The 22,238-nt window shown below is 65.1% G+C and carries 22 protein-coding genes and 1 tRNA gene; 10 read left to right on the top strand and 13 right to left on the bottom strand.

The genetic code is table 11. From position 1 onward, the window contains the following. Positions 1–136 precede the first annotated feature (136 nt). Positions 137–2,821 carry a glycoside hydrolase family 5 protein gene (locus ACZ5R1_RS14185; protein ID WP_464712425.1) on the bottom strand — a complete coding sequence of 895 codons (2,685 nt, stop codon included), beginning with the start codon at positions 2,819–2,821 and terminating at the stop codon, positions 137–139. Positions 2,822–3,263: 442 nt separating this feature from the next. On the opposite strand from ACZ5R1_RS14185, the gene xth reads away from it, so the two are divergent. Next, positions 3,264–4,052 carry an exodeoxyribonuclease III gene (xth, locus tag ACZ5R1_RS14190; protein WP_027597625.1) on the top strand — a complete coding sequence of 263 codons (789 nt, stop codon included), beginning with the start codon at positions 3,264–3,266 and terminating at the stop codon, positions 4,050–4,052. A gap of 6 nt (positions 4,053–4,058) precedes the next feature. Here xth and ACZ5R1_RS14195 read toward each other — a convergent pair whose 3' ends face one another. Then, a complete protein-coding gene (locus ACZ5R1_RS14195; protein WP_464712426.1) occupies positions 4,059–4,451 on the bottom strand; it encodes a hypothetical protein in 393 nt (130 codons plus the stop codon). 258 nt (positions 4,452–4,709) lie between these two features. Between ACZ5R1_RS14195 and ACZ5R1_RS14200 the strand changes: the two genes are divergently transcribed. Continuing rightward, the gene (locus ACZ5R1_RS14200) at positions 4,710–5,555 is read left to right on the top strand and encodes a sigma-54-dependent transcriptional regulator (RefSeq protein ID WP_042138427.1); all 846 of its coding nucleotides are present in this window, start codon (positions 4,710–4,712) and stop codon (positions 5,553–5,555) included. 250 nt (positions 5,556–5,805) lie between these two features. After that, positions 5,806–6,687 carry a dTDP-4-dehydrorhamnose reductase gene (gene rfbD, locus ACZ5R1_RS14205; RefSeq protein WP_464712427.1) on the top strand — a complete coding sequence of 294 codons (882 nt, stop codon included), beginning with the start codon at positions 5,806–5,808 and terminating at the stop codon, positions 6,685–6,687. Between the two features lie 72 nt (positions 6,688–6,759). Here the strand turns inward: rfbD and ACZ5R1_RS14210 are convergent, their stop codons facing one another. After that, a complete protein-coding gene (locus ACZ5R1_RS14210) occupies positions 6,760–8,328 on the bottom strand; it encodes a catalase (RefSeq protein ID WP_464712428.1) in 1,569 nt (522 codons plus the stop codon). A gap of 260 nt (positions 8,329–8,588) precedes the next feature. Between ACZ5R1_RS14210 and ACZ5R1_RS14215 the strand changes: the two genes are divergently transcribed. After that, positions 8,589–8,849: a hypothetical protein gene (locus ACZ5R1_RS14215; protein WP_464712429.1), complete on the top strand. Its 261-nt coding sequence runs from the start codon at positions 8,589–8,591 to the stop codon at positions 8,847–8,849. A gap of 88 nt (positions 8,850–8,937) precedes the next feature. Further along, positions 8,938–9,144, top strand: a complete 207-nt coding sequence (locus ACZ5R1_RS14220; protein ID WP_288461633.1) for a carbon storage regulator — start codon at positions 8,938–8,940, stop codon at positions 9,142–9,144. A 21-nt stretch (positions 9,145–9,165) separates the two neighbouring features. Here the strand turns inward: ACZ5R1_RS14220 and ACZ5R1_RS14225 are convergent, their stop codons facing one another. Further along, the gene (locus ACZ5R1_RS14225; protein ID WP_007162776.1) at positions 9,166–9,636 is read right to left on the bottom strand and encodes a hypothetical protein; all 471 of its coding nucleotides are present in this window, start codon (positions 9,634–9,636) and stop codon (positions 9,166–9,168) included. 590 nt (positions 9,637–10,226) lie between these two features. On the opposite strand from ACZ5R1_RS14225, the gene ACZ5R1_RS14230 reads away from it, so the two are divergent. After that, positions 10,227–10,505: a hypothetical protein gene (locus ACZ5R1_RS14230; protein ID WP_464712430.1), complete on the top strand. Its 279-nt coding sequence runs from the start codon at positions 10,227–10,229 to the stop codon at positions 10,503–10,505. 60 nt (positions 10,506–10,565) lie between these two features. Here ACZ5R1_RS14230 and ACZ5R1_RS14235 read toward each other — a convergent pair. The 5 genes from ACZ5R1_RS14235 to dapA all read right to left on the bottom strand — a co-directional run bounded on the left by ACZ5R1_RS14235 (position 10,566) and on the right by dapA (position 14,378). Then, a tRNA-Ser gene (locus ACZ5R1_RS14235) sits at positions 10,566–10,655 on the bottom strand. An 80-nt stretch (positions 10,656–10,735) separates the two neighbouring features. Then, on the bottom strand, positions 10,736–11,446 hold the full coding sequence (gene purC, locus ACZ5R1_RS14240; protein WP_007162774.1) for a phosphoribosylaminoimidazolesuccinocarboxamide synthase: 711 nt from the start codon (positions 11,444–11,446) through the stop codon (positions 10,736–10,738). 157 nt (positions 11,447–11,603) lie between these two features. Next, a complete protein-coding gene (locus ACZ5R1_RS14245; RefSeq protein ID WP_017640332.1) occupies positions 11,604–12,362 on the bottom strand; it encodes an MBL fold metallo-hydrolase in 759 nt (252 codons plus the stop codon). Further along, the gene (gene bamC / locus ACZ5R1_RS14250; protein WP_007162772.1) at positions 12,301–13,485 is read right to left on the bottom strand and encodes an outer membrane protein assembly factor BamC; all 1,185 of its coding nucleotides are present in this window, start codon (positions 13,483–13,485) and stop codon (positions 12,301–12,303) included. The genes ACZ5R1_RS14245 and bamC overlap by 62 nt, the downstream gene beginning before the upstream one ends. 14 nt (positions 13,486–13,499) lie before the next feature. Then, positions 13,500–14,378 carry a 4-hydroxy-tetrahydrodipicolinate synthase gene (gene dapA / locus ACZ5R1_RS14255; protein ID WP_007162771.1) on the bottom strand — a complete coding sequence of 293 codons (879 nt, stop codon included), beginning with the start codon at positions 14,376–14,378 and terminating at the stop codon, positions 13,500–13,502. Between the two features lie 153 nt (positions 14,379–14,531). Here dapA and ACZ5R1_RS14260 point away from each other — a divergent pair, with 153 nt between their 5' ends. Together ACZ5R1_RS14260 and ACZ5R1_RS14265 are read left to right on the top strand one after the other, a co-directional pair. Further along, the gene (locus tag ACZ5R1_RS14260; RefSeq protein ID WP_007162770.1) at positions 14,532–15,092 is read left to right on the top strand and encodes a glycine cleavage system transcriptional repressor; all 561 of its coding nucleotides are present in this window, start codon (positions 14,532–14,534) and stop codon (positions 15,090–15,092) included. Between the two features lie 22 nt (positions 15,093–15,114). Continuing rightward, positions 15,115–15,588, top strand: a complete 474-nt coding sequence (locus tag ACZ5R1_RS14265; protein ID WP_027601299.1) for a peroxiredoxin — start codon at positions 15,115–15,117, stop codon at positions 15,586–15,588. Here the strand turns inward: ACZ5R1_RS14265 and ACZ5R1_RS14270 are convergent, their stop codons facing one another. After that, positions 15,589–15,843: a sulfurtransferase TusA family protein gene (locus tag ACZ5R1_RS14270; protein ID WP_007162768.1), complete on the bottom strand. Its 255-nt coding sequence runs from the start codon at positions 15,841–15,843 to the stop codon at positions 15,589–15,591. 96 nt (positions 15,844–15,939) lie between these two features. Between ACZ5R1_RS14270 and ACZ5R1_RS14275 the strand changes: the two genes are divergently transcribed. Then, a complete protein-coding gene (locus ACZ5R1_RS14275) occupies positions 15,940–17,379 on the top strand; it encodes a M48 family metalloprotease (RefSeq protein WP_007162767.1) in 1,440 nt (479 codons plus the stop codon). 17 nt (positions 17,380–17,396) lie between these two features. Here the strand turns inward: ACZ5R1_RS14275 and nadA are convergent, their stop codons facing one another. Then, entirely contained in the window at positions 17,397–18,455 is a 1,059-nt protein-coding gene (gene nadA, locus ACZ5R1_RS14280) for a quinolinate synthase NadA (protein ID WP_007162766.1), read from the bottom strand. A 214-nt stretch (positions 18,456–18,669) separates the two neighbouring features. Here nadA and ACZ5R1_RS14285 point away from each other — a divergent pair, with 214 nt between their 5' ends. After that, positions 18,670–20,523: a pyruvate kinase gene (locus tag ACZ5R1_RS14285; protein ID WP_464712432.1), complete on the top strand. Its 1,854-nt coding sequence runs from the start codon at positions 18,670–18,672 to the stop codon at positions 20,521–20,523. Positions 20,524–20,544: 21 nt separating this feature from the next. Here ACZ5R1_RS14285 and ACZ5R1_RS14290 read toward each other — a convergent pair whose 3' ends face one another. Both ACZ5R1_RS14290 and ACZ5R1_RS14295 read right to left on the bottom strand, forming a co-directional pair. Next, positions 20,545–21,435 (bottom strand): S66 peptidase family protein, encoded by an 891-nt coding sequence (locus ACZ5R1_RS14290; protein ID WP_027597615.1) that lies wholly within the window; start codon positions 21,433–21,435, stop codon positions 20,545–20,547. After that, the gene (locus tag ACZ5R1_RS14295; protein ID WP_042138446.1) at positions 21,432–22,235 is read right to left on the bottom strand and encodes an MOSC domain-containing protein; all 804 of its coding nucleotides are present in this window, start codon (positions 22,233–22,235) and stop codon (positions 21,432–21,434) included. The genes ACZ5R1_RS14290 and ACZ5R1_RS14295 overlap by 4 nt, the downstream gene beginning before the upstream one ends. Positions 22,236–22,238: the final 3 nt, after the last annotated feature.

The raw sequence follows: 22,238 nt of genomic DNA on the forward strand, positions 1-22,238 counted from the left end.
ACCGCTGCAGAGCCGTTTCGTCTCACGAATGCATCAGTGCAAGGCGTGAAAAGCGCATCTTTCCTCACCGAACGATCAAGAAAAAAGGCGACGAACCCGAGGAGGTTCGTCGCCTTCAGGACACACGCGGTAAAAGCTACCGCGGGCCTACCGCCGTGCAGCTGTTGCTGGCATCGACGTATTTCTTCAGCGTCGGCCACTGCGGACGCTCCACGCCATTGACCGGCTCCACCGCCAGCGCGGAAGCACCCCAGCCCGGACCGGCCGCCCAGTAGGTCAGCGGCATGCAGTTCTGCTGCAGATAGGCCAGCATATTGTCGGTGGCGGTCAGCCAGCGGCTGTCGCCTGCGGGTACGCCGAACTCGGCGATCATGCCCCGCTTGCCATTGCGCTTGAGCCATTCGACGAAGGGCTTGACCCGATTGACCCCGACCTGCGGATCGATGGTGCTCGGATTCTGGGCGGCATAGGTGCCACTGCCGTCCTCGTCGAGGTAGACGTTGGCCGCGTAGACGATGTTGTTGGCCGGATCCTTCAGATTGAGCAAGGCATTGCTCACCCCGGGCCAGTTGGCCGCGCTACCCCAGGCATTGCCCTGGACGATCACCGGGTGGGTGCGGTCCATGGTGCGGACGCCGTCGATGCCGGACTGGGCCGTCACCGGCCAGCTGCTGTCGGCGCCATTGGGCTTGCCCATGATGTCATAGCCATAGAGCGCGGCATGGTTGCCCCACTGGTAGGCCAGGCGGTACATCAGATCCCAGTAGTTGAAGTTGGTGACGGTACCGGTGCCGATCAGGGTGCCCTTGTAGCGGCCGCCGTTGTCCAGCGCCAGGATCACCTTCATGTTGTACTTCTTGGCCAGCTCCAGCACCTGGGTGACCTGCTGGGTGTAGGCTCCTTCCAGGCTACCGAAGAAGCGGGTCTGCAGGCGCTCCCAGATCACCGGGAAGCGGATCAGCCGCACGCCCTTGGCGCTCCACTGCTGGAAATTCGCCTCGCCCGGCATGATGTAGTTGACGTTGAGAACCCCGGGCAGCGTCTGGGGTGCAAAGGCGGCACCCGAGAAATTCAGCCCCACCAGGTTGAGCTTGGCGCTGTTGGCGGGCGTGCCGGTCGATCCCGTGGGTGTGGTCGTCGAACCGGTGGCGGGCGTGGTGGCACCCGAGGAGCCCGTGCTGCCGCTGCCGGTCGCAGGCTTCACCTCGGCCACTGGCGTCGTCACGGCCGGCGTCGCACTGCCCGAGTTGCTGCCCGAACTGGCGCTGCCGGTGCTGCCGGTGCTGCCCGTAGAGCCCGTCGTGGTCCCCGGCACCGTCGTCGACGTGCCGGAGGTGGTGGTCCCGGTCTTCAGGGTCTTGGGATAGCCGTAGGCATTGCCATCGAGCTGCGGACTCTCGATGAAGACACTCATGTTGCTGCCGACGACCTGGGCATAGGTCACCTTGTAACTCTTGCCATCGGCCGGCGTGATCTGCGCGCCCACCTTGAAGGCGCCCACGTTGGCCGCCGACGCCGGAATGGAGAAGCCGGCCGCCTTGCGATAGACGCCGTGCAGCCAGTCCTCGTTGGTGAAATCGTTGATCGAGGTGGTCACCCCGGTCGTGGTCGAGCCGCTGGTGTTGCCGGTGCCCGCGGAGGCGCCGGTGCCCGAGCTGCCACCGTTATTCGAGCCGGTATTGCCGCTGGTGGAGCCACCGCTGCTGCCGGTGGAGCCGCTGGAGCCGCCCGTGGCACCGGTACCGCTGGCTGGCGTGCTGCCGGAACCACTGGCCAGCGGGCCGATGGCGGTGCAGCTGCTGTCATCGATGTACTTATTCAGGGTCGGCCACTGCGGCCGGTCGACGCCATTGATCGGCTCTACCGACAGGAAATAGTTGCCCCAACCCGGGCCGGCGGCCCAGTAGGTGGCGGGAATGCAGTTCTGCTTGAGATAGGCCAGCATGCGGTCCATCAGCGGCAGCCAGCGGGGATCGTTATCCGGCACGCCGAATTCGCCGATCATGCCCTTCTTCTTGTTCTTCTTCAGCCACTCGACGAAGGGACGGACCCGCTCCACGCCATAGTCCTGGCTCAGCTTGCCGACATCGATGCCGGTGTAATTGCCGCCGGCGCTTTCATCGAAATAGGAATGCGCCTGGAAGATCAGGTTGTCGGACGGATCCTTGAGCGCCAGCAGCGAGTCGTTCCACAGCGGCCAGCGGGTCGCTTCCGACCAGCCGTTGCCTTCGATCATGATCGGCTTGGTCTTGTCGACCGCGCGGACCCCATTGATGCCGTACTGGGCGGCGATCGGCCACTGGGCCATGGAATCGTGGGGCTCGTTCATGATGTCGTAGGCGTACAGCGACGGCTGACTGCTCCAGCGCTGGGCGATCCGGGTCATGATCTCCTGGTAGCGGTCATAGGGAACCGCTGCGCTGCCGATCACCGATCCGCGATAGAAGGTGTAGTTGTGCAGATCGAGGATGATGCGCATGCCGTATTTCTGCGCATTGACGAAGGTCTGGTCCACCAGCGCCGCATAGGTCGGGTCCAGCGGACCGCCCAGCACTGGTTGCAGGCGCTCCCAGATGATCGGGAAGCGGATCAGCTTGATGCCCTTGCCGCTCCACTGCTTGAAGTAGGCCTCGACGGGAAAGATGTAGTGGGTGCCGTTGACGCCCGGTAGTACCTGGCCAGCGAAACCGGCGCCGGACAGGTTCAGGCCGACCAGATTGACCTGCTCGGCCTTGGCACCGGTAGCCAGGGTCAGGGCGGCAACGAAGGGCAGCACCTGGGCTGCTCTGCAGGAAAACTTCAGGAAGGATGGATTCATCATCACCAACTGCGCTAAATCGACAGCCCGCTCCCTGAACACTGGCCGATATGAAGTGAGAGAAGAGTCGCGCCATGTTGCCAAGCGCGACGTTGCCTCCAGGCATGTCCAGCTATACAAGCCACATGCCAACTTCATAGTACCTTACTATGGCCACTATTTAGACATCATTGATAAGTTTAAAAAGCTTTTGATTTTAAAGGCTTTTCTATAAATACCGTTCATCGGCTCCGATGGGTGAATCCATTCACCACTAATCATCAGCGCGCCGATGCAAGTCCGCCGTCAAATTTATTTCCGGAACAACCCGACAACCGACCAAAAGTTCCCGAAGGTGCCAAAAAAAGTAAGTCGCAAATTAACGTGAAACAGATCACATAAATATGGCTGAGGAACTGCCCATATCTCGTTCGGGTCATGGCTATAACCGCTTCCGGAGCACTTCATGACCTCCCTTACCCTTGCGACCTATAACGTCAACGGCATTCGTGCCCGGTTGCCCATCCTCCTGCAGTGGCTGGAGCGGGAGCAGCCCGACATCGTTTGCCTGCAGGAACTGAAAGCGAAATCCGCCGACTTCCCGCAGGCGGAACTGGAAGCTGCGGGCTACGGTGCGCTCTGGGACGGCCAGCCTTCCTGGAACGGGGTCGCCATCCTGGCGCGGGATGACCAGCCACTGGAGGTTCGCCGGGGCCTGCCAGGAATGACCGACGATCCGCAGCGCCGCTATCTGGAAGCCGCGGTCAAGGGCGTGGTCGTCGCCAGCCTCTATCTACCCAATGGCAATCCCTGGCCGGGCCCGAAGTTCGATTACAAGCTGGCCTGGTTCGAGCGCTTCATCGAGCATGCCCAGGGACTGATGGCGAGTGGGCATCCCGTGGTGCTGGCAGGCGACTACAACGTGGTGCCGACCGACCATGACATCTACGACCCGAAATCCTGGCGCAAGGACGCCTTGCTGCAACCCGAGAGTCGCGCCTGCTTCGAACGGCTGCTGGACCAGGGCTGGCTGGACGCCTTGCGCGCCTGCCATCCGGATGAGGCGATCTACACCTACTGGGACTATTTCCGCCAACGCTGGCAGCGCAACGCCGGTCTGCGTATCGATCATCTGTTGCTGAGTCCGGCGCTGCAGAAGTCCCTGCAGGAAGCCGGGGTGCATCGCTGGGTACGCGACCTGGAAAAGACCAGCGACCATGCGCCGACCTGGATCCGCTTCAAGGCGCCTGACTGAAGGCGTTCAAGCGTCGCGCAGCAGGTCCTTGGCGTTGAGCAGGGCGAAGAGCACTTCCGGACGCTGATTGAGACCGCGGCGCACCGCGGCCGGTATCGTCTGATGGAGCTTGCGACACAGTCCCGGGCGTGGCTGCAGCTCGATGAGCATGCCACGCGCGCTGCGTACCTCTCCCGGTCCCGGCTCGATCTCCAGCTGGATGCCGAGTTGCTCCTGCAGGCGCCGTTGCAGGCGCTGCAGATCGGTCACGCTGGTAACGTTTTCCAGGCGCTCCAGCAGTCGCTGTTCTTCCTGGCGATTGAGCAGCAGCGCCCGCGCATCGGCGGCCGGATCGGCCAGCACGGCGTCGCGCTCGCAGGTACAGACGCCAGGCGGACAGGGCGCACGCAAGGAAGCCATGTGACGTCTTTTCCTCTCGTTCCGGAGCGGCAGGATAGCGCCGATCGCCTCACTCTGACGACGGCGGTGCCGAGTGGGCGACACGACAGAACGTCCAGACAGTGAGTCTCCCGGCCGTTCAAGAGACCCCGTGGCCGACACAGGGATTCCCTGCATGCCGAGTACCAAGGGATCGCGCTCCGCCCAAAAAACCAATCGATATTAAAAAATAGCTAAAGCTTATTTTTAGATATATTAAATGGCCGCTAGGATGAGGCTTTGACTGCCCGCGATATCGCCATGCCGACGCTCTCCTCCGACCTCCTGATCGTGCCCGCGGAGCAACAAAGCTCCCTGACCATCCGCGCCAAGGCCCTGGCCTTCGCCGACCCGCGTTCGCGGCAACTGCTCGAGCACCTGGATGCCCTGGCGCCGCGCCCCTCCCCCGTGGTGCTGACGGGCGAATGGGGCACCGGGCGCGAATTGCTGGCGCGACGGCTCCACGAGCGCAGCGGCCGCACCGGACTGTTCAGCAGCCTCGACTGCGCCTCGCTCAGTCGTCGGCATGCTGCGGCCGAACTCTTTGGCTATGTCCCACGCGCCTATGCCGGCACCTCGGGCAGTCGGGTGGGCTGGTTCGGTACCGCCCACGGGGGCAGCCTCTATCTCGACGAGATCGCCGACCTCTCCCGCCCGCTGCAGGAGGAGCTGGTCGAGGTCCTGTCCGACGGAAGCATCCTGCGGCTCGGCAGCAGTCAGCGCACCGCGGTGGACGTCCGCCTGATCGCCGGCTCCAGTATCGATCTGGCGCTGGCCGTCGCAGCCGGCCACTTCGACGAACGCCTCTGGCAACGCCTCGCGCCGGGGCAGGTGGCGGTACCGCCCCTGCGCGAGCGACCGGCCGATCTGCTCCCCCTCGCCCGGCATTTCCTCAGACTGCATGCCGAACGTCTCGACCGGACACCCCCGGAATTGACGGCTGAGGACGAAGCCGCGCTGATCGCCTATCCCTGGCCGGGAAACATTCGCGAACTTGAACAGGTTCTCCATACCGCGCTGCTAACTGCCTCGACGTCCGGACTCCAGCTTGGCAAGCTGCTGCCACTGTCCCTGGTACCCCGCTGAACTCTGCCGACAGACGGCAGTCCTAGGCGCGTACCCTTGTTCGAGTCCCAGCATGACCACCCTGTCCATCCTGTCGATGCCCACTCCGCCATAGTCTGCGGCGGCCATCTTTCCCCAGGAAAGATGATCGGAATCCTCGTTTTGTCGCCTCGCGCGGCAGGCGTTGATTCGTGTGGGAAAAGCCCAGGGCTTTTCAGGAATCGATCGACAGGACGTACGTCTTCCGCTGAAGACGTTCAGGCATGCTTTCATGAATATTGTGATCACTGGCCGTTCCGGCCAAGTTTCGCGCGCCTTGCAGCGCGAGTTCGGTAGCACCCATCAATTGACCGTGCTGGGTCAGGCGGATCTCGATCTGGCCCAAACCGGGCAACTGCGCGCAGCCTTCGACCGGCTGGAACCCGACCTCATCCTCAACGCCGCCTATACCGCCGTGGATCAGGCTGAGGCGGAAATCGAACGCGCCGAGGCGATCAACGCCCGGGCACCGCAGATCCTGGCCGAGTTGGCGCGTGAGCGGGATATCCCCTTCGTGCACTATTCATCCGACTACGTCTTCGATGGCCGGGGGCATCAGCCCTATACCGAGGCTTGCGCGCCGGCGCCGCTGAGCGTCTACGGCCGCTCCAAGCTGGCGGGCGAACAGGCGGTACTGGCGGCCGGTGGCCGCGCCCTGGTGCTGCGTACCTCCTGGGTCTACTCCCATGATGGCCAGTGCTTCTTCAACACCATGCGCCAGCTGCTGGCCGAGCGCGACGAACTCCACGTAGTGGAGGATCAGCTCGGCGCCCCCACCTGGGCGCCTACGATCGCCACGGCCACCCGCCAACTGGTCGAACGTCTGCTGGAGCATGGCGATGTCGGCGGTCTCTATCACTTGACCAATGCAGGCCAGACCTCCTGGTACGGCTTCGCCGCCGCCATCGCCGCACGTCTGGAGCGACGCGGCGAACTGCGCGCCCGCCTCTATCCCACCACGACCGCACATTACCCCACGCCGGCGACGCGACCGCTCTATTCCTGCCTCGACTGCAGCAAGGTCGAAGCGGTCCTGCCGAACGCCCTGCCGGACTGGCAGGCCGACTTCGACCGCTGCTGGGCGCGGTTCGAACGCGATAGAACGCTGAATTGAGCGGGCCGGACCCCGGCGGCGCCTGCCCGCCGGGTCGCCTCGGCTTCAGCCGCAGGCGACGGCGTCCCCCCCTCAACGGCTCTCCCGTTCCCCACCCTGGTAGGTGGGTTCAGCCACGTCCTCGTTGGGCGCAGGATGGCCCGGCAGATTCGGTAGCGCCTTGGCCCTTTCCAGGTCGATGCCGGCGCCCTGGGCCACCCGGGTGCCATAGTCCGGATCGCAGTGCCAAAAGTGCCAGACCATGCGCAACTGGATGTCTTCGGGACAGGCCTGCAGGTCGGCGACCAGGTTGGCGATGAGATCGTCCCTTTCCCAGTTTTCGAAGCTGCGATAGCGCGCACCGGTCTGCTGGTAGTCGGCAGCCGTCTTGCGGGATTGATAGCGCCCCAGATGGCCTTCGATCCATTGACGATACTCGTGCTGCGGCCGCGGCGCCTCGTTCAGGCCACCCTGGGAACTGGGCTCGTAATTGACGTGAGGATTGCTCCCGCTGCGATCCACCTGCAGCGCCATCTGGCCATCGCGCTGATTGGTGGCGTAGGGGCATTTGGGCGCGTTGATCGGCAATTGCAGATAGTTGGCGCCGACCCGATAGCGCTGGGTATCGGAATAGGACAGGGTCCGCCCCTGCAGCATCTTGTCGTCGGAAAAGTCGATGCCCTCCACCAGCACCCCCGTGCCGAAGGCGGCCTGCTCGGTTTCGGCGAAGACGTTCGAGGGATTGCGATCCAGCACCAGCCGGCCCACCGGCAGCAGGGGAAATTGGTCTTCCGGCCAGCGCTTGGTGTCGTCCAGGGGATCGAAGGGCAATTCGTCGTGCGCCTCGTCCGCCATGATCTGCACGCACATCTCCCACTCGGGATAGTCACCCCGCTCGATGGCGTCGTAGAGATCCCGACTGGCATGGCCCACGTCGTACTTCTGGATTTCGGCCGCCTGCTCGCTGGTGAGATTCCGGATGCCCTGCTTGGGCTCGAAGGAGAACTTGCACAGCACCGCCACGCCCTGGTCGTTGACCAGCTTGTAGGTGTTCACGCTGGAACCCTGCATGTGCCGATAGTCCGCCGGGATGCCCCAGGGGCTCTTCACCCAGGTCACCATGTGCAGCGCTTCCGGGTGATGCTGGACGAAGTCGTAGAAGCGCCAGGGCTCCTGGCGATTGGTGATGGGGTCGGGCTTGAAGGCATGGATCATGTCGGGAAACTTGATGGCGTCGCGAATGAAGAACACCTTCAGGTTGTTGCCCACCAGATCCCAGTTGCCGTCCTCGGTATAGAACTTGATCGCGAAGCCTCGCGGATCACGCGCGGTCTCGGGCGACTCCTTGGCCCCGATGACGGTGGAGAACCTCAGGAAGACCGGCGTCTTCACCCCGGTTTTGGTCAGCACCTTGGCACAGGTGTAGCGGCTGGCGGGTTCGTCGCCGATGGTGCCATAGGCCTCGAACCAGCCGTGGGCAGCGGTGCCCCGGGCATGCACCACCCGCTCGGGCACCCGCTCCCGATCGAAATGGGTGATCTTCTCGATGAACTGGTAGTTTTCCAGCGTGGCGGGGCCCCGCTCGCCCACGCTGCGCAGGCTTTGGTTGTCCCGTACCGGATGACCCTGGCGGGTCGTGAGAGTGATCTTGTCGTCGCTCATGGTGGTCTCCAGGCTAGTCACGTCGAACACTGCAGTGACCGGGCCTGTCCGCGGCAGTTGTCAGCCGTCAGACGAGCTGTCCGGAGACGAAACGGCGCCCGGGCCGCTTCTGCTGACCACCCGGGGCTCTAGCCGCTACCTCTCGTCCGTTCGGCGGAAAAAATCGCTGATCGCGCTATCGATCCCATCCAGACTGTTCATCAGCAGTCGATAAGACTCACGGCGATACTCTCCAACAAGAACAGCAGCCGGAGCTTCCCATGCCAGAAGAATACGAAAGCGATCCGCACCCCTGCTCGAAACCGGCGGGGCATTCCGACTTCAACGAAATGGCTGCCGCCGTCGCCGCCGCCATCTCCGTCTGGGCCCTGGCCACCCTAGTCGCCTTGCTCGCGGGTTATCACGGCAGTGGTCCGACCAATGTCATCAACCTGCTGGTGGTCCTCGCGGGCGCTTTGGGATTCGTTGGACGGCGCTGGCAACTGGGGCGTCGGTATCGCTCCGTACATCGCGCCAGATAACCGGCGGAGCCCAACAATCTGCCTACTGATTCTCACCAGAGGCGGAACTGTTTATCATCGGCGCCCTGAAATCATGGCAGGGATGCTCATGCCTTATCTGGTCTTGACCCGTCGCACCGACGAAATCATCAATCTTTCCCTGAAGCCGGGGGCCGATGAAGAACAGGTGCTGGATCTGCTATTCAATGGCGGCATCAACATCCGCATCCTCAAGGTGCAGGGCGACCGCGTGCAGGTAGGCATCCAGGCGCCGACCGACATCAGCGTGATGCGGCAGGAATTGCTGCCCTTCTGAGTCGCCGCTGACCGACCGTCGCTACCGCAACCAGGGCGAGTTGCGGTTGCGCACGTACTCGAAGCGCCCCTCCAGACCCCGCCATTCAACGCCCTGCCAGAGTTCCGGCGCCAGCGTGCCTTCGGCCTGCAGATCCGCTCGATAGTGGGCGAAGAACGGCTGGCCGTCGCGCAGGACGATGACGTTGTGGCGCTCTTCGATCTGGGCGATGAGATCCAGGACGGCTTCGGCCGAGCGGCCGCCGCTCAGGCAATAGCAGCTGCCATATTGATGCAGCATGCTTTCGAAGCGGTAACGATAGAGGGTGCAGCGATCGGTCTCGAGGTGAACGCTCTGCCCCTTGGCATCCTGCAGGGCATGGTGGACGCAGTGGTCGCAGTCCTCGAATTCCTGACGCGACTCCACCCATTCACCGAGAAACTGCTTCTTCCACCGCCATACCAGCAGCCCACGATCTTCAGGCCGGGAATACACGCTGACCTTGTAGAACATCGCTCGACTCCTCTTATTGTTATGCGCCGAAGCCACCGTCCAATGGCTGCCGCTTGCCGCTCGGCCATCGGAGGTCGCACGCTCTGAGGCGTGCCTTTCCAGCATCGCTCCATTTGCCTGAGGCGTCCAGCCATTCCCGGGCGCTGGACCCTACCGCTCGACGGTACGCAGCTACCGCAAACGGCCCTGGATGCGACATGAAGCGCCGCGGCTTCGTCCAACTTCCATACAAGATGACATCGGGTCTGCCGGCCGCCTTATCGCCTCGAGATCACGCAAGACCGCCATTCCAGAGCCGGATACAACAAGGGTACAAGTTCTGGTACCGCCCATCAGGCAAGGCGATATTGGCTGCTCAAGACGATTCCGGCGAACTAGTATTCGGCCAACCGTGATCGCCAGGAGTGGTCGAAATCGCAGCCCTGACAAGGACTTGGACGGTCCCGGTGCCCAGGCAACCGCGCCTGGTCGCGTTCGGATCCCTGACCGGCTGAACGCCTTTTCGCGAATCGCCAGCAGCAGGGCCTGCAGCCGCCCTGGCCATCCAGGGCGGCGCCTCGGTGAACCCCTTATCCACTCAAGGACCTTTTATGACTGGCCTGGATAGCGACTGCAAAGAGGCGCTCCGTTATGCCATCAGAAACTGTCCCGCGCGCACGACGGGCCAGCTGGCGGCCATCGACTATGCCGAACGGGCCATCCGCCAGGGCCTGAACGCCCTCTCCCCCCTGGAGCAGAAGACGCTGGCCCTGGAGCTGGGTTTCTGGCTGACCCATTACCAGCGGATCCAGGAGTGCTCCGCTCCTGGCCCAGCCGATGCAGAGACCGCGCAGACGCCTGCAGCCTCCCCTACCCGCAAGATCGACTAGCCAATCCGCAGGCAATAAAAAAACCCCAAGGTGCCTGGCACGCTCGGGGTTTTCCGTATTTGGCGGAGAGATAGGGATTTGAACCCTAGGAGCCATTGCTGACTCAACGGATTTCGAATCCGTCCCGTTCGACCACTCCGGCATCTCTCCAACGCGGCGCATGATACCAGTCATGCGGGCAAAAGCGAACAAGCAATTGCAAAAAAAGCTCTGGTATCAGCGGCTTGCGTTTAGAGCGGGACACCCAGGCGCTGGGCGACCTCTTCGTAGGCCTCGATCACGCCGCCCAGACCCTGGCGGAAGCGATCCTTGTCCATCTTCTTGCGGGTTTCCTTGTCCCACAGGCGGCTACCGTCCGGGCTGAATTCGTCGCCCAGCACGACCTTGCCGTGGAACAGGCCGAATTCCAGCTTGAAGTCCACCAGCAGCAGACCGGCGTCGTCGAACAGCTGCTTGAGGATGTCGTTGATGCGGAAGGTCAGCGCCTTCATCTCGGCCAACTGGTCGAGAGTGGCCCAGCCAAAGGCCTGGACATGGCTTTCGTTGACCATGGGGTCGTGCAGCGCATCGTTCTTCAGGAAGAGTTCGAAGGTCGGCGGCGTCAGCTCCAGGCCCTCCTCCACGCCCAGGCGGCGCACCAGGCTGCCAGCGGCGAAGTTGCGCACCACGCATTCCACCGGAATCATCTCGAGCTTCTTGACCAGGCATTCGTTGTCGCCCAGCAGCTGCTCGAACTGGGTGGGAATGCCGGCCGCTTCGAGCTTCTGCATGACAAAGGCATTGAACTTGTTGTTCACCATGCCCTTGCGCTCGAGTTGCTCGATGCGCTCGCCATCGAAGGCAGAGGTGTCGTTGCGGAACAACAGGACCAGGCGATCGGGATCGTCGGTGGTGAATACCGACTTGGCCTTGCCACGGTAGAGTTCTGCGCGTTTTTCCATCTTGGACTCCGGTTCGAAGGGCTTGCAGGCTGTGGACGAACGCAGGCGAGACGACCGGTTCGGGACGAGTACAGCCGGGAAGCGCAGTTTACATAGGATCGTGGATCTTTTGGCCGTGCAGCAACGCTCGACCGCTAAAGAAAAGCGGGTCAGCGCCTCAGGCGATGGCCTGCCATTCCAGCCCCTGCTGCTGATCGGCGATCTGCAGCCAGTCCGCATCGCAGCCCAGCACATTGGTGAAGCAGGCGCGGGCGAGCCAGGGGTTGTTGTTCTTCTCGCTCAGGTGGGCGAGCACCAGATGCTGCAGGCCCGGACAGGCCAGCTCCATCACCAGCTCGGCCGATTGCCGGTTGTTGAGGTGACCGCGCACCCCGCCGACCCGTGCCTTGAGGTGATAGGGATAAGGGCCCGCGGCGAGCATGTTGCTGTCGTGGTTGGCTTCGATCACCAGGGCATCCAGGCCACGGTAATGCGCCAGCACCCCAGGGGTGGCCTCGCCGAGATCGGTGAGCACGCCCAGGCGCTTGCGGCCATCGTCGAAGACGAACTGGGTCGGCTCCAGGGCGTCATGGGACACCTGCACCACGGTCACTTCCAGCGCGTCCAGCACCAGCCGTTCGCCGTCCACCAGCAGGCCCTGGGCGGCCACCGGCTTACGCAGGCCGCGACCGGTACCGGCGCTGTAATAGACCGGCACCCCGTGCTTGCGCGCCAGGAGCTCGACGCCCTGCACGTGATCAGAGTGTTCGTGGGTGACCAGGACGGCATCCAGCTGGGCAGGTACCACGCCCAGCCGGGCCAGACGACGTTCGGCTTCCCGCAGGGAGAAGCCGCAGTCGATCAGCACATAGCTGTTATGGCTGTGCACCAGGGTCGAGTTGCCCCGACTGCCGCTGCCCAGGATTGCGAAGCGCATACTGCATGCTCGTCTGAAGCTTTTTCAGCACGCCTTCGGCGATGTCCTGGGGTGCTGCGGTGTTGATGGTCTTGTCCAGAGTGACCTGGACGGTGTTGCCTACCGAGGTGAGGCGCACCTGGAAGCGCCGTGCGCGGGCGTCTTCCTCTTCCTTGGTCTCGCCCTTGCCAAACATGCGGCCGAAGAAGCCCGGCTTGCGCTCTTCGGGCTTTTGCGCGCCTTCGGCGATGTTCACGTAGTAGACGCCCAGGCTGCGATCCATGTCGTCGACGCGGATGTCGGCGCCTTCGATGGCGCGACCCACGCTGGACCAGGCGCGATTCAGATCGCTTTCCAGCACCAGCATGGGCACGCCGCTGCCGTCGACCTCGTAGGTCACGCGCTCGGGGGTGTCGTAGCCACCAGCGGCCAGCAGCGAGACCGAGCCACTGCCCTGCTCGCTGCGGTCCAGGCCGGCCAGCACCTGATTCAGCAGGGCGTCATCGAGTGCCGAGCTGTTCTGGCTGCTGGACCAGGACGGCTCGCTGGAGCTGCCCTGGCTGCGGGTCTGGGTCTGGATGAAGATTTCGCTGCTGCCCGATTGCACGCCCGGCTCGATGCGCAGGCGGGTGCGCAGCTCGTTGCCCGGCTGCAGGCGGCCGTTGGTGCTCAGACTGCGGGCCAGCGGGGTCGACAGCTCGGTGGGCGCCTGCCAGGCGGTGATGATCTCACCGGTCTGCGGACGCTCTTCGGCAATGCGGAAGCCGTTGTCGGTCAGGTACTGACGGGCCACCGGCCAGACGCTGGCGGGGACCTTCTGGGCGGCCAGCCAGCGGGCGTTGCCGCTGCGCTGCACGCTGAACTGTTCGTTGCCACTGCCCTGGACGGCCAGCGCCTGGGGTTTCGGCACTTCGAAGCCATAGGAGCGATTCTGGGTATCGGCCACGTTGGCCGGAATCGGTAGCAGCGGATCCATCGGCTTGGCCTGGACATCGGTCGGCACCTGCATGGGGCCGGTTTCGCGGGCTTCGAGATAGTCATTGCCGCGATCGCGGAAATAACCATGCTCGCCCCACACCCAGCTGCAGCCACTGGCGGTGGCCACGGCCAGACCCAGCGTCGTCAAACCCAGAACACGTTTCATCGACTGCTTCCTAATCACGCCAGCACTCCCGCCTGACGCAGGGCCTGACGTACCACTTCGTGGCAGCGCGAGCTCAGCCAGGTCAGCGGCAGGCGGATACCGGCGTCGATCATGCCCATTTCATGCAGGGCCCACTTCACCGGGATCGGATTCGATTCGATGAACAGATTCTTGTGCAGCGGCATCAGCTGTTCGTTGAGCGCGCGTGCGGTGTCGGCATCGCCCCGCATGGCGGCGGCGCAGAGTTCGCTCATGGCGCGCGGCGCGACGTTGGCGGTCACCGAGATGTTGCCCTTGCCGCCCAGCAGCATGAGTTCGGCGGCGGTGGCGTCATCGCCCGAGTAGACCAGGAAGTCCTTGCCCACACGGGAGAGGATGTCGCGGGCGCGCGCCAGGTCGCCGGTGGCTTCCTTGATACCGATGATGTTCGGCACCTTGGCCAGGCGCTCGACGGTCTCGGCCAGCATGTCGCAGGCGGTACGGCCCGGCACGTTGTAGAGGATCTGCGGAATGGCGACGGTTTCGGCGATCATGCGGAAGTGCTGGTACAGCCCTTCCTGGGTCGGCTTGTTGTAGTAGGGCACGACCAGCAGACAGGCGTCGGCGCCCGCGTCCTTGGCGGCGCGGGTCAGGTCGATGGCCTCACGGGTGGAATTGCCACCGGTGCCGGCGATGACCGGGATGCGGCCCTTGACCTGCTCGACCACATGACGGATCACGGCAACGTGCTCGTCGACGTCGACCGTGGCGGATTCACCCGAGGTGCCCACCGCGACGATGGCGTCGGTGCCTTCGGCGAGATGGAAGTCCACCAGCTTGGTCAGGTTGTCCCAGTCGATACGCCCCTGGGCGTCCATAGGGGTGACCAGCGCCACCATGCTCCCCGCAATCATGCAACCGCTCCTGCCGGAAAAAGAGAGCGGTAATGGTACTGACGCCTCTGCGCCAGCACAAGCAACGCGCCCCCAACGGGCATTCCCCCCGCGAGCGCTTTTCGCTACCCTTTCGCCTTTGCCAGTCTGTAATTCCCCCTGCCAGGAAGCCTAATGTCCGCCACCCCCCCGATTCGCGAACAATTTCTCGTCATCAGCGCGCTGGGCGCCAACCCCATGGAGCTGACCAACGTGCTCTACCGCAGCTGCATGGACAACCGCTGCGCAGTGGTCAGCAGCCGGCTGAGCCGGCACGGGGAATACAGCGCGCTGATCCTGCAGGTCTCCGGCAACTGGGACGGCCTGGCGCGCCTCGAAGGCGGCCTCGCCGGCCTCGGCAAGCGTCACGGCTTCACCGTCGGCGTCACCCGCAGCGCCGCCCTGGAGAATCGCCCCCAGGCCCTGCCGTACGTCGTCTATGTCAGTGCCGCCTATCGCCCGGACATCCTCAACGAGCTCTGCCAGTTCTTCGCCGACCACAAGATCGAAGTGGAGAACCTGGTCTGCGATTCCTACCAGGCGCCCCAGACCGGCGGCACCATGCTCAACGCCACCATCACCGTGACCCTGCCCGCCGGCACCCAGATCAGCTGGCTGCGCGACCAGTTCCTGGATTTCGCCGACGCCCTCAATCTCGATGCCCTGATCGAGCCCTGGCGGCCGCAGAGCAACTGACGGAACCCGCAAGGAGCTGCCCATGAGCGTGACTCTCGACCAACCGCTTCCGGCTTTCCAGGCCCAGGCCACCAGCGGCCTCGAGGTCTCGCCGGCCAGTCTGCGCGGCCGTCAGGCGGTGCTCTATTTCTACCCCAAGGACAACACTCCCGGCTGCACCACCCAGGGCCAGGGCTTTCGCGATCTGCACGAGCAGTTCCTCGCGGCCGACACCCAGGTCTTCGGCATCAGCCGTGACAGCCTGCGCACCCACGAGAATTTCCGTACCAAGCAGGGCTTTCCCTTCGAGCTGATCAGCGACAAGGACGAGACCCTCTGCCAGCTGTTCGACGTGATGCGACAGAAGAAGCTCTATGGCAAGGACTACATCGGCGTGGATCGCAGCACCTTCCTCATCGACCGGGAAGGCGTGGTGCGCCAGATCTGGCGCGGCGTGAAGGTCCCCGGGCACGTCGCCGAGGTCCTGGCCGCCGCCCAGGCGCTGAACAAGGCCTGATCAGGCCTTGCGCAGCCAGTAGCGGAAGGTTTCCCCCGCCACCTCTTCGCCCACCAGGGCGTGTCCCGACAGCTTGGCGAAGGTACGGAAGTCGCGTTGCGACCCGGCATCGGTCGCCACCACGGCCAGCACCTCGCCGGAAGACAGGCGGTTGAGTTCCAGCTTGGCCTTGAGCAGCGGCATGGGGCAGCTCAGGCCACTGGCGTCCAGCTGGGCGGTCACCGCGCCGGTGTAGGGTTGGCTCAGATCGGCCATGAGATTCTCCATTGGGGGCTAGGTCAGTGCCCGGGTTTGCTAGGCACCCAGACGGCGGGCCGCTAAAGTAGCCCTTTTGCGGCCACGAGTCTTGCCATGAACGTCCTGCGCCCCGCCCTGCTGTCCCTGGCGCTACTCGCCGCGCCCCATCTGGCGCAGGGGGCGAACGATCTGCCGTCACTGGGCGATGCCAGCTCTTCGATCGTCTCGCCCGAGCAGGAGTTTCAGATGGGCCGCGCCTGGCTGAGCATGTTGCGCGGCCAGGTCCCGGCTATCAACGATCCGCAGCTCAAGCAATTCGTCGAGCAAACCGTCTACAAGCTGGCCGAGACCAGCGACCTGCAGGACCACCGCCTGGTCTTCATCCTGATCAAGGATCCCGAGATCAACGCCTTCGCCGCGCCCGGCGGGGTGATCGGGGTCAATGGCGGGCTGTTCCTCAAGTCGGAGACCGAAGCCGAGTACGCGGCGGTCATGGCCCATGAGTTGGGTCACCTCATCCAGCGCCACTTCGCCCGCGGGGTGGAAAACCAGCAGCGCATGCAGTTGCCGCTGATGGCGGCCCTGCTCGCCGGCATCGTGGCCGCCGCGGCAGGCGGCGGCGATGCGGGAATCGCCGCAATCGCCTCGACCCAGGCGGCGGCCATCCAGAGCCAGTTGCGCTTTTCCCGACTCAACGAGCAGGAGGCCGACCGCGTCGGCATCGTCAATCTGGAGCGCGCCGGCTACGATCCGCGCGCCATGCCGGAGATGTTCGGTCGGCTCGCCCGGCAGTATCGCTATGACCGTACCCCGCCGGAATTCCTGCTGACCCACCCGGTCACCGATAGCCGGATCGCCGATACCCAGGCGCGTGCCGAGCGTTTTCCCAAGGGCGGCGTCGAGGATAGCAAGCGCTTCCAGCTGATGAAGGTGCGGGCTCAGATGTATTTCGAGGAAACCGCCGGCCTGCTGGTGAAGCGCTATAGAGCCCAGCTGCAGGAAAACCCGGACAACGACGCGGTCCGCTACGGCCTGGCCATGGGCCTGACCAAGCAGGGCCAGCTCAACGAGGCGCGGGACACCCTGGCGCCGCTGCTGCGCAAGGCGCCGGACGAGATCAGCTACAACCTCGCCCAGGTCGACCTGGACATCACCGCCAATCGCCTGCCCGACGCCCAGAAACGCGTACAGCGACTGCTGGAGCTCTATCCGGACGATCTGGCGGTGAGCCTGGCCCAGGTGGACCTGCTTGGCCGCACCAAGCAGGCCAAGGCCGCCAGCCAACTGCTCGACAAGCTGCTCAAGCAGCGGCCGATCGATCCGGATCTGTGGAATCAGGCGGCGGACGTCCGCGGTCAGGCCGGCGACCTGGTCGGCGTGCACCAGGCACGCGCCGAGTACTTCGCCCTCACCGGTGACTACAACCAGGCCATCCAGCAACTGGGCTTCGCCAAGCAGCGCGCCGCCAGCAACTATCAGCTGGCCGCGCGGATCGATGCCCGCCAGCAGGAGATGATCGCCCAGCGCAAGCTGAGCGAAGAAATCCTGCGCTAGCGTCCTGGGCCGCGCCCTCAGGCGTTGCCCTTGACCTTCAGCTGCAGCGCCTGGGTGAAGTCGAGCATGCGCTTGAGCGGCTTGACCGCCCGGGGGATGAGTGCCGGATCGACCAGCACCTCGCCGGAGCCGTCGAGCAGGCAGTTGAGGGTGCGCTCCAGGGTATTCATCGCCATCCACGGGCAGTGGGCGCAGCTGCGGCAGGCGGCGCCGTTGCCGGCGGTGGGCGCCTCGATGAAGGTCTTGTCCGGGCAGGCCTGCTGCATCTTGTAGAAGATGCCGCGATCGGTGGCGACGATGAACTGGCGATTGGGCAGCGTCTGGGCCGCCTTGATCATCTGGCTGGTGGAGCCGACATGGTCGGCCAGTTCGATCACCGCCTCGGGCGACTCCGGATGCACCAGGATGGCCGCCTCCGGATAGAGCCGCTTGAGGTCTTCCAGCTGGCTCGCCTTGAATTCCTCATGGACGATGCAGGAGCCTTCCCAGAGCAGCATGTCGGCGCCGGTCTCGCGCTGGATATAGCGACCCAGGTGGCGATCGGGGGCCCAGAGAATGGTCTCGTCGTTGTCCATCAGGTGCTCGACGATGTCCAGCGCGCAGCCGGAGGTGACCACCCAGTCCGCCCGGGCCTTCACCGCGGCCGAGGTGTTGGCGTAGACCACCACGGTGCGCTCGGGATGCTGGTCGCAGAAGGCGGAGAATTCCTCCACCGGGCAGCCCAGGTCCAGGGAGCAGGTGGCTTCCAGGGTCGGCATCAGCACCCGCTTTTCCGGGTTGAGGATCTTGGCCGTCTCGCCCATGAACTTGACCCCGGCCACCACCACGGTGGACGCCGGATGGCGATTGCCGAAACGCGCCATCTCCAGGGAGTCGGCGACGCAACCGCCGGTCTCCTCGGCCAGCGCCTGGATCAGCGGATCGGTGTAGTAGTGGGCGAGCAGCACCGCGTTCTGCGCCTTGAGCTCGCGGGCGATGGCGGTCTTGTAGGCCGCGATCTCGTCCGGCCCGAGCGCCTTGGGCTGCTTGGCGGCCAGATGGGCCTGGACCAGGAGACGTTCGGAAATCTGCACCATGGCGGGTACCTGAAAACGGGGGTCGTCAAGGCCGCGCATCATAGCAGCATCCTGGCCGACTCCCTATGGACGCCAGCGGCGGCCTGCGCGATGAGTGGCCATCTGCCGCTAATGTCTGGCAACACTTGGCTTTTCACTTCTCCGGCGGTCACGGGTCCGAGACAGGAACGCCCGGTGAGCGTCTCGCCTGGGCCCCCGCTGCTGGAGACCTATCGTGCCGCCCCGTTCGACCTCGCGTTCCCGGACCTCCGATCACGATCTCGCCACCCTCCTCGCTGAACTGCGCGCCCTCCAGGATGCCCTGCACCAGGCCAGCGCGGATCCGCGCCTGGATCGCCAGGCGCTCAATCCTGCCTACCTCGCCAGCGCCCAGAACCTGCTCGCCTATCTGGCGTTGCGCGAGGGCGATCTGCACGGCCTTCAGCTGCGCCTCTCCGCCCTGGGGCTGTCGTCGCTGGGTCGTTCCGAAGCCGCGGTGCTGCCGGCGGTGGCGACCCTTATCAACACCCTGGAGCGACTGCTCGGCGGGAGCCCGGCGGCGCGGCCCACGGCCAAGGCCGCCAACCCGCTGGCGGATCACGCCCGCATGCTGTTCGGCTCCCCTGCCGCCGAGCGGGAGGTGCGCATCATGGTCACCTTGCCGCGCGAGGCCGCGGACAACTATTCCCTGGTGCGGGATCTGCTGGCGGCGCACATGGATTGCGTGCGCATCAACTGCGCCCACGACGAACCGGCCAGCTGGAAGCGGATGATCGAGCACGTGCGCCGTGCCAGCGCGGAGCTGGACCGGCCCTGCAAGGTGTTCATGGACCTGCCGGGCCCCAAGCTGCGTACCGGGCCCATCGCCACGGGCGCGGCGGTGCAGAAGGTGAAGCCCGAACGCGATGCCCAGGGCCGCGTCCGCCAGCCGGCGCGGATCTGGCTGACCGGCCGTCGCCAGCCGCGACCGGCGCCCTCCCCGGCCGCCGCCAGTGTCCAAGTGGGCGAACGCTGGCTGAAGGATCTGCAGCCGGGCGACCATATCCGCCTGGTGGACACCCGGCAGGCGCAGCGGCGCTGGACGGTGGTCGAGGTCGGCGACCGCGGCTGCTGGGCGGAGGCGACCAAGACCACCTACCTTGCGCCCGGACTGCGTCTGAGCGTCACGCGCGAGGGGCGCAAGAGACACAGCCGCATTGGTGATTTCGCCCCGCAGCCGGGTGCCCTGCGCCTCGCCGAGGATGATCTGCTGATCCTGACTGCCGACCAGACGCCCGGCCGGCCCGCCAGCCAGGACAGCGGCGGTCGCCTGCTGACACCCGCCACCCTGGGCTGCACCCTGCCCCAGGTGTTCGCCGACGTGCGCGGCGGCGAGCCGGTCTGGTTCGACGACGGCAAGATCGGCGGGGTGATCGAAGGCGCCGATCAGGATGCGCTGCAGGTCCGTATCACCCACGCGCCGGGCGGCGCCAAGCTCAAGGGCGACAAGGGCATCAACTTTCCCCAGAGCAACCTGCGGCTGGCAGCGCTGGGCGAACAGGACCTCGCAGCCCTGGCGTTTGCCGCCGAGCACGCCGACGCCATCGAGATGTCCTTCGTCAACAGCGCCGACGACGTCCGTGCGCTGCTCGCGGAACTCGAGCGCCTGCAGGCCGAGCACCTGGGTGTGGTACTGAAGATCGAGACCCGCCGCGGTTTCGACAACCTTCCCGCACTGCTGCTGGCCGGCATGCAGCGCGGCGGCTTCGGCGTGATGATCGCCCGCGGCGACCTGGCGGTGGAAGGCGGCTTCGAGCGCCTGGCGGCGCTGCAGGAAGATATCCTCTGCCTGTGCGAAGCGGCCCACGTGTCGGTGATCTGGGCGACCCAGGTGCTGGAGAATCTGGCCAAGAAGGGTTCGCCTTCGCGCGCCGAGATCACCGATGCCGCCACCGGAGTCCGCGCCGAATGCGTGATGCTCAACAAGGGCCCGCACATCCTCAAGGCGGTCGCCACCCTGGATGAACTGCTGGTGCGGATGCAGGGCTATAACAGCAAGAAGCGCCAGATGCTGCGCAAGCTGGAGCTGGCCTCGCCCTGGGCGGACTGATCCGCCCAGGATCGGTCGGGCCTAGAGCACCTGCAGGCGACCCGCTTCCAGGCGCACCCGGGCGCCATAGGGCCAGGCCTGGTTGTCCGGGCCATGGCCGCTGGGCAGGCCGCGATAAAGGGCGATGCCGCGCGGCGCCAGCCATTCGGCGAAGATCTCTTCCAGCGACTGCTCGACGTTGCGCGCCGGGCAGTCGGTGAAGGTGCCCAGGCAGACCGCGCCGATGCGGTGCTCGGTGAGGTTGCCGAGCAACTGGCAGAGGCTGCGTTCGAGTCGATAGTAGGGCTCGCCGACATCTTCCAGCATGAGGATGGCGCCATCGTGGGGACGCAGCGCCGCGGCGGTGCCGACCACGCTGGCCAGCGTGGTCAGGTTGCCGCCGATCAGCTCGCCGGCAGGCACCTGGGCCGGACCGGCCAGGCGCTCCAGCTGCCAGGCCGGACGGCCACCGGCGCACAGCTCCAGGACTGACTCCAGCGAGCGGGTCCGGGCCGCCTGGGTAGCCGGATCCTCGTCGCGGCGCCCCCAGTCCAGGGCGCCAGGACCATGGATGGCGGTGAGACCGCGGCGATGGAAGGCTTCCAGCAGCACCGTCAGGTCGGAATAGCCGATCAGCGGCCGGCCCTTGCTGCTGGACAGGCGCGACCAGTCCAGCCAGGGCAGCAGCTGTGCGGATCCATAACCGCCGCGCAGGCACCAGACCGCATCCACGTCCGCCTGGCTGAAGGCCCAGTGCAGATCTGCGGCCCGCTCCTCGGCGGTCCCGGCGAGATAGCGATGACGCTTGAGCGCCTGCTCGCCCAGCACCGCTTCGATGCCGGCCGCCTGCAGCTGTTCGATCGCCGCCGTGACCAGCTCCTGCTTGACCGCACCTGCCGGACTTACCAGCGCCACACGCCGCACGGGAGTCATTCCAGCACCTCCACCGGCATGCCAGCCTCGATGACGCCGCGCCCCAGGGGGATGACGTTCATGCCGAACAGCATGCGATTGTCGTGGAAGCGGTATTCGCGCAGGGCGGTCAGTGGCTGCCGATCCGGATCCTTTTCGCCGGTCACCGGATCCTGGGTGATGACGATGCAGCGCGAGCAGGGACAGGCGACGGCGAAGTCCACCGTGCCGATGCGCAGCCGTTTCCAGCCGTCCTCGGCATAGGCCGCGGTGCCCTCCACCACCAGATTAGGCCGAAAGCGCAGCATTTCCAGCGGTTTGCCCACCCGCTCCGCCAGATCGGCCAGGGAGGCCTCGCTGGTCAGCAGCAGGGGAAAGCCGTCGGCGAAGTGGACCTTCTGTCCCGGCTCGGCGAAATCGGTATTGATCTGGCGTGCATGGCTTTCGGCGATGTACACCAGGCGGCAGCGGCGCCCGAGGAAGTCGCTCAGCCAGGCATCGGCCTCGGCGGCGACCGGCGCCTGCAGGGTGTCGCGCCAGATGGTCACGCCTAGCTGCTCACCGGTGGCATCGGGCACCGCCACCTCGAGCGGAGTCCGCCCTGGCGCGCTCAGGCGCAGTCGATCGGCGGCCAGCCAGCGCGCCTCGATGTGATTCATCTGCGCAAGCTGGCGCAGGGTCAGGAAGCGACCGGTGTCGGCATCCACCACCATCCAGCGGCGATCCCCCACCAGGCCCAGGGCATCCACCTCGGCCTGGGCGAGGGATTCCACGGCCGTCGACTTGACGGGATAACGATAGAGGGCACTGAGGTGCGACATGGG

It is taken from the genome of Pseudomonas sp. Pso3, assembly GCF_055393275.1.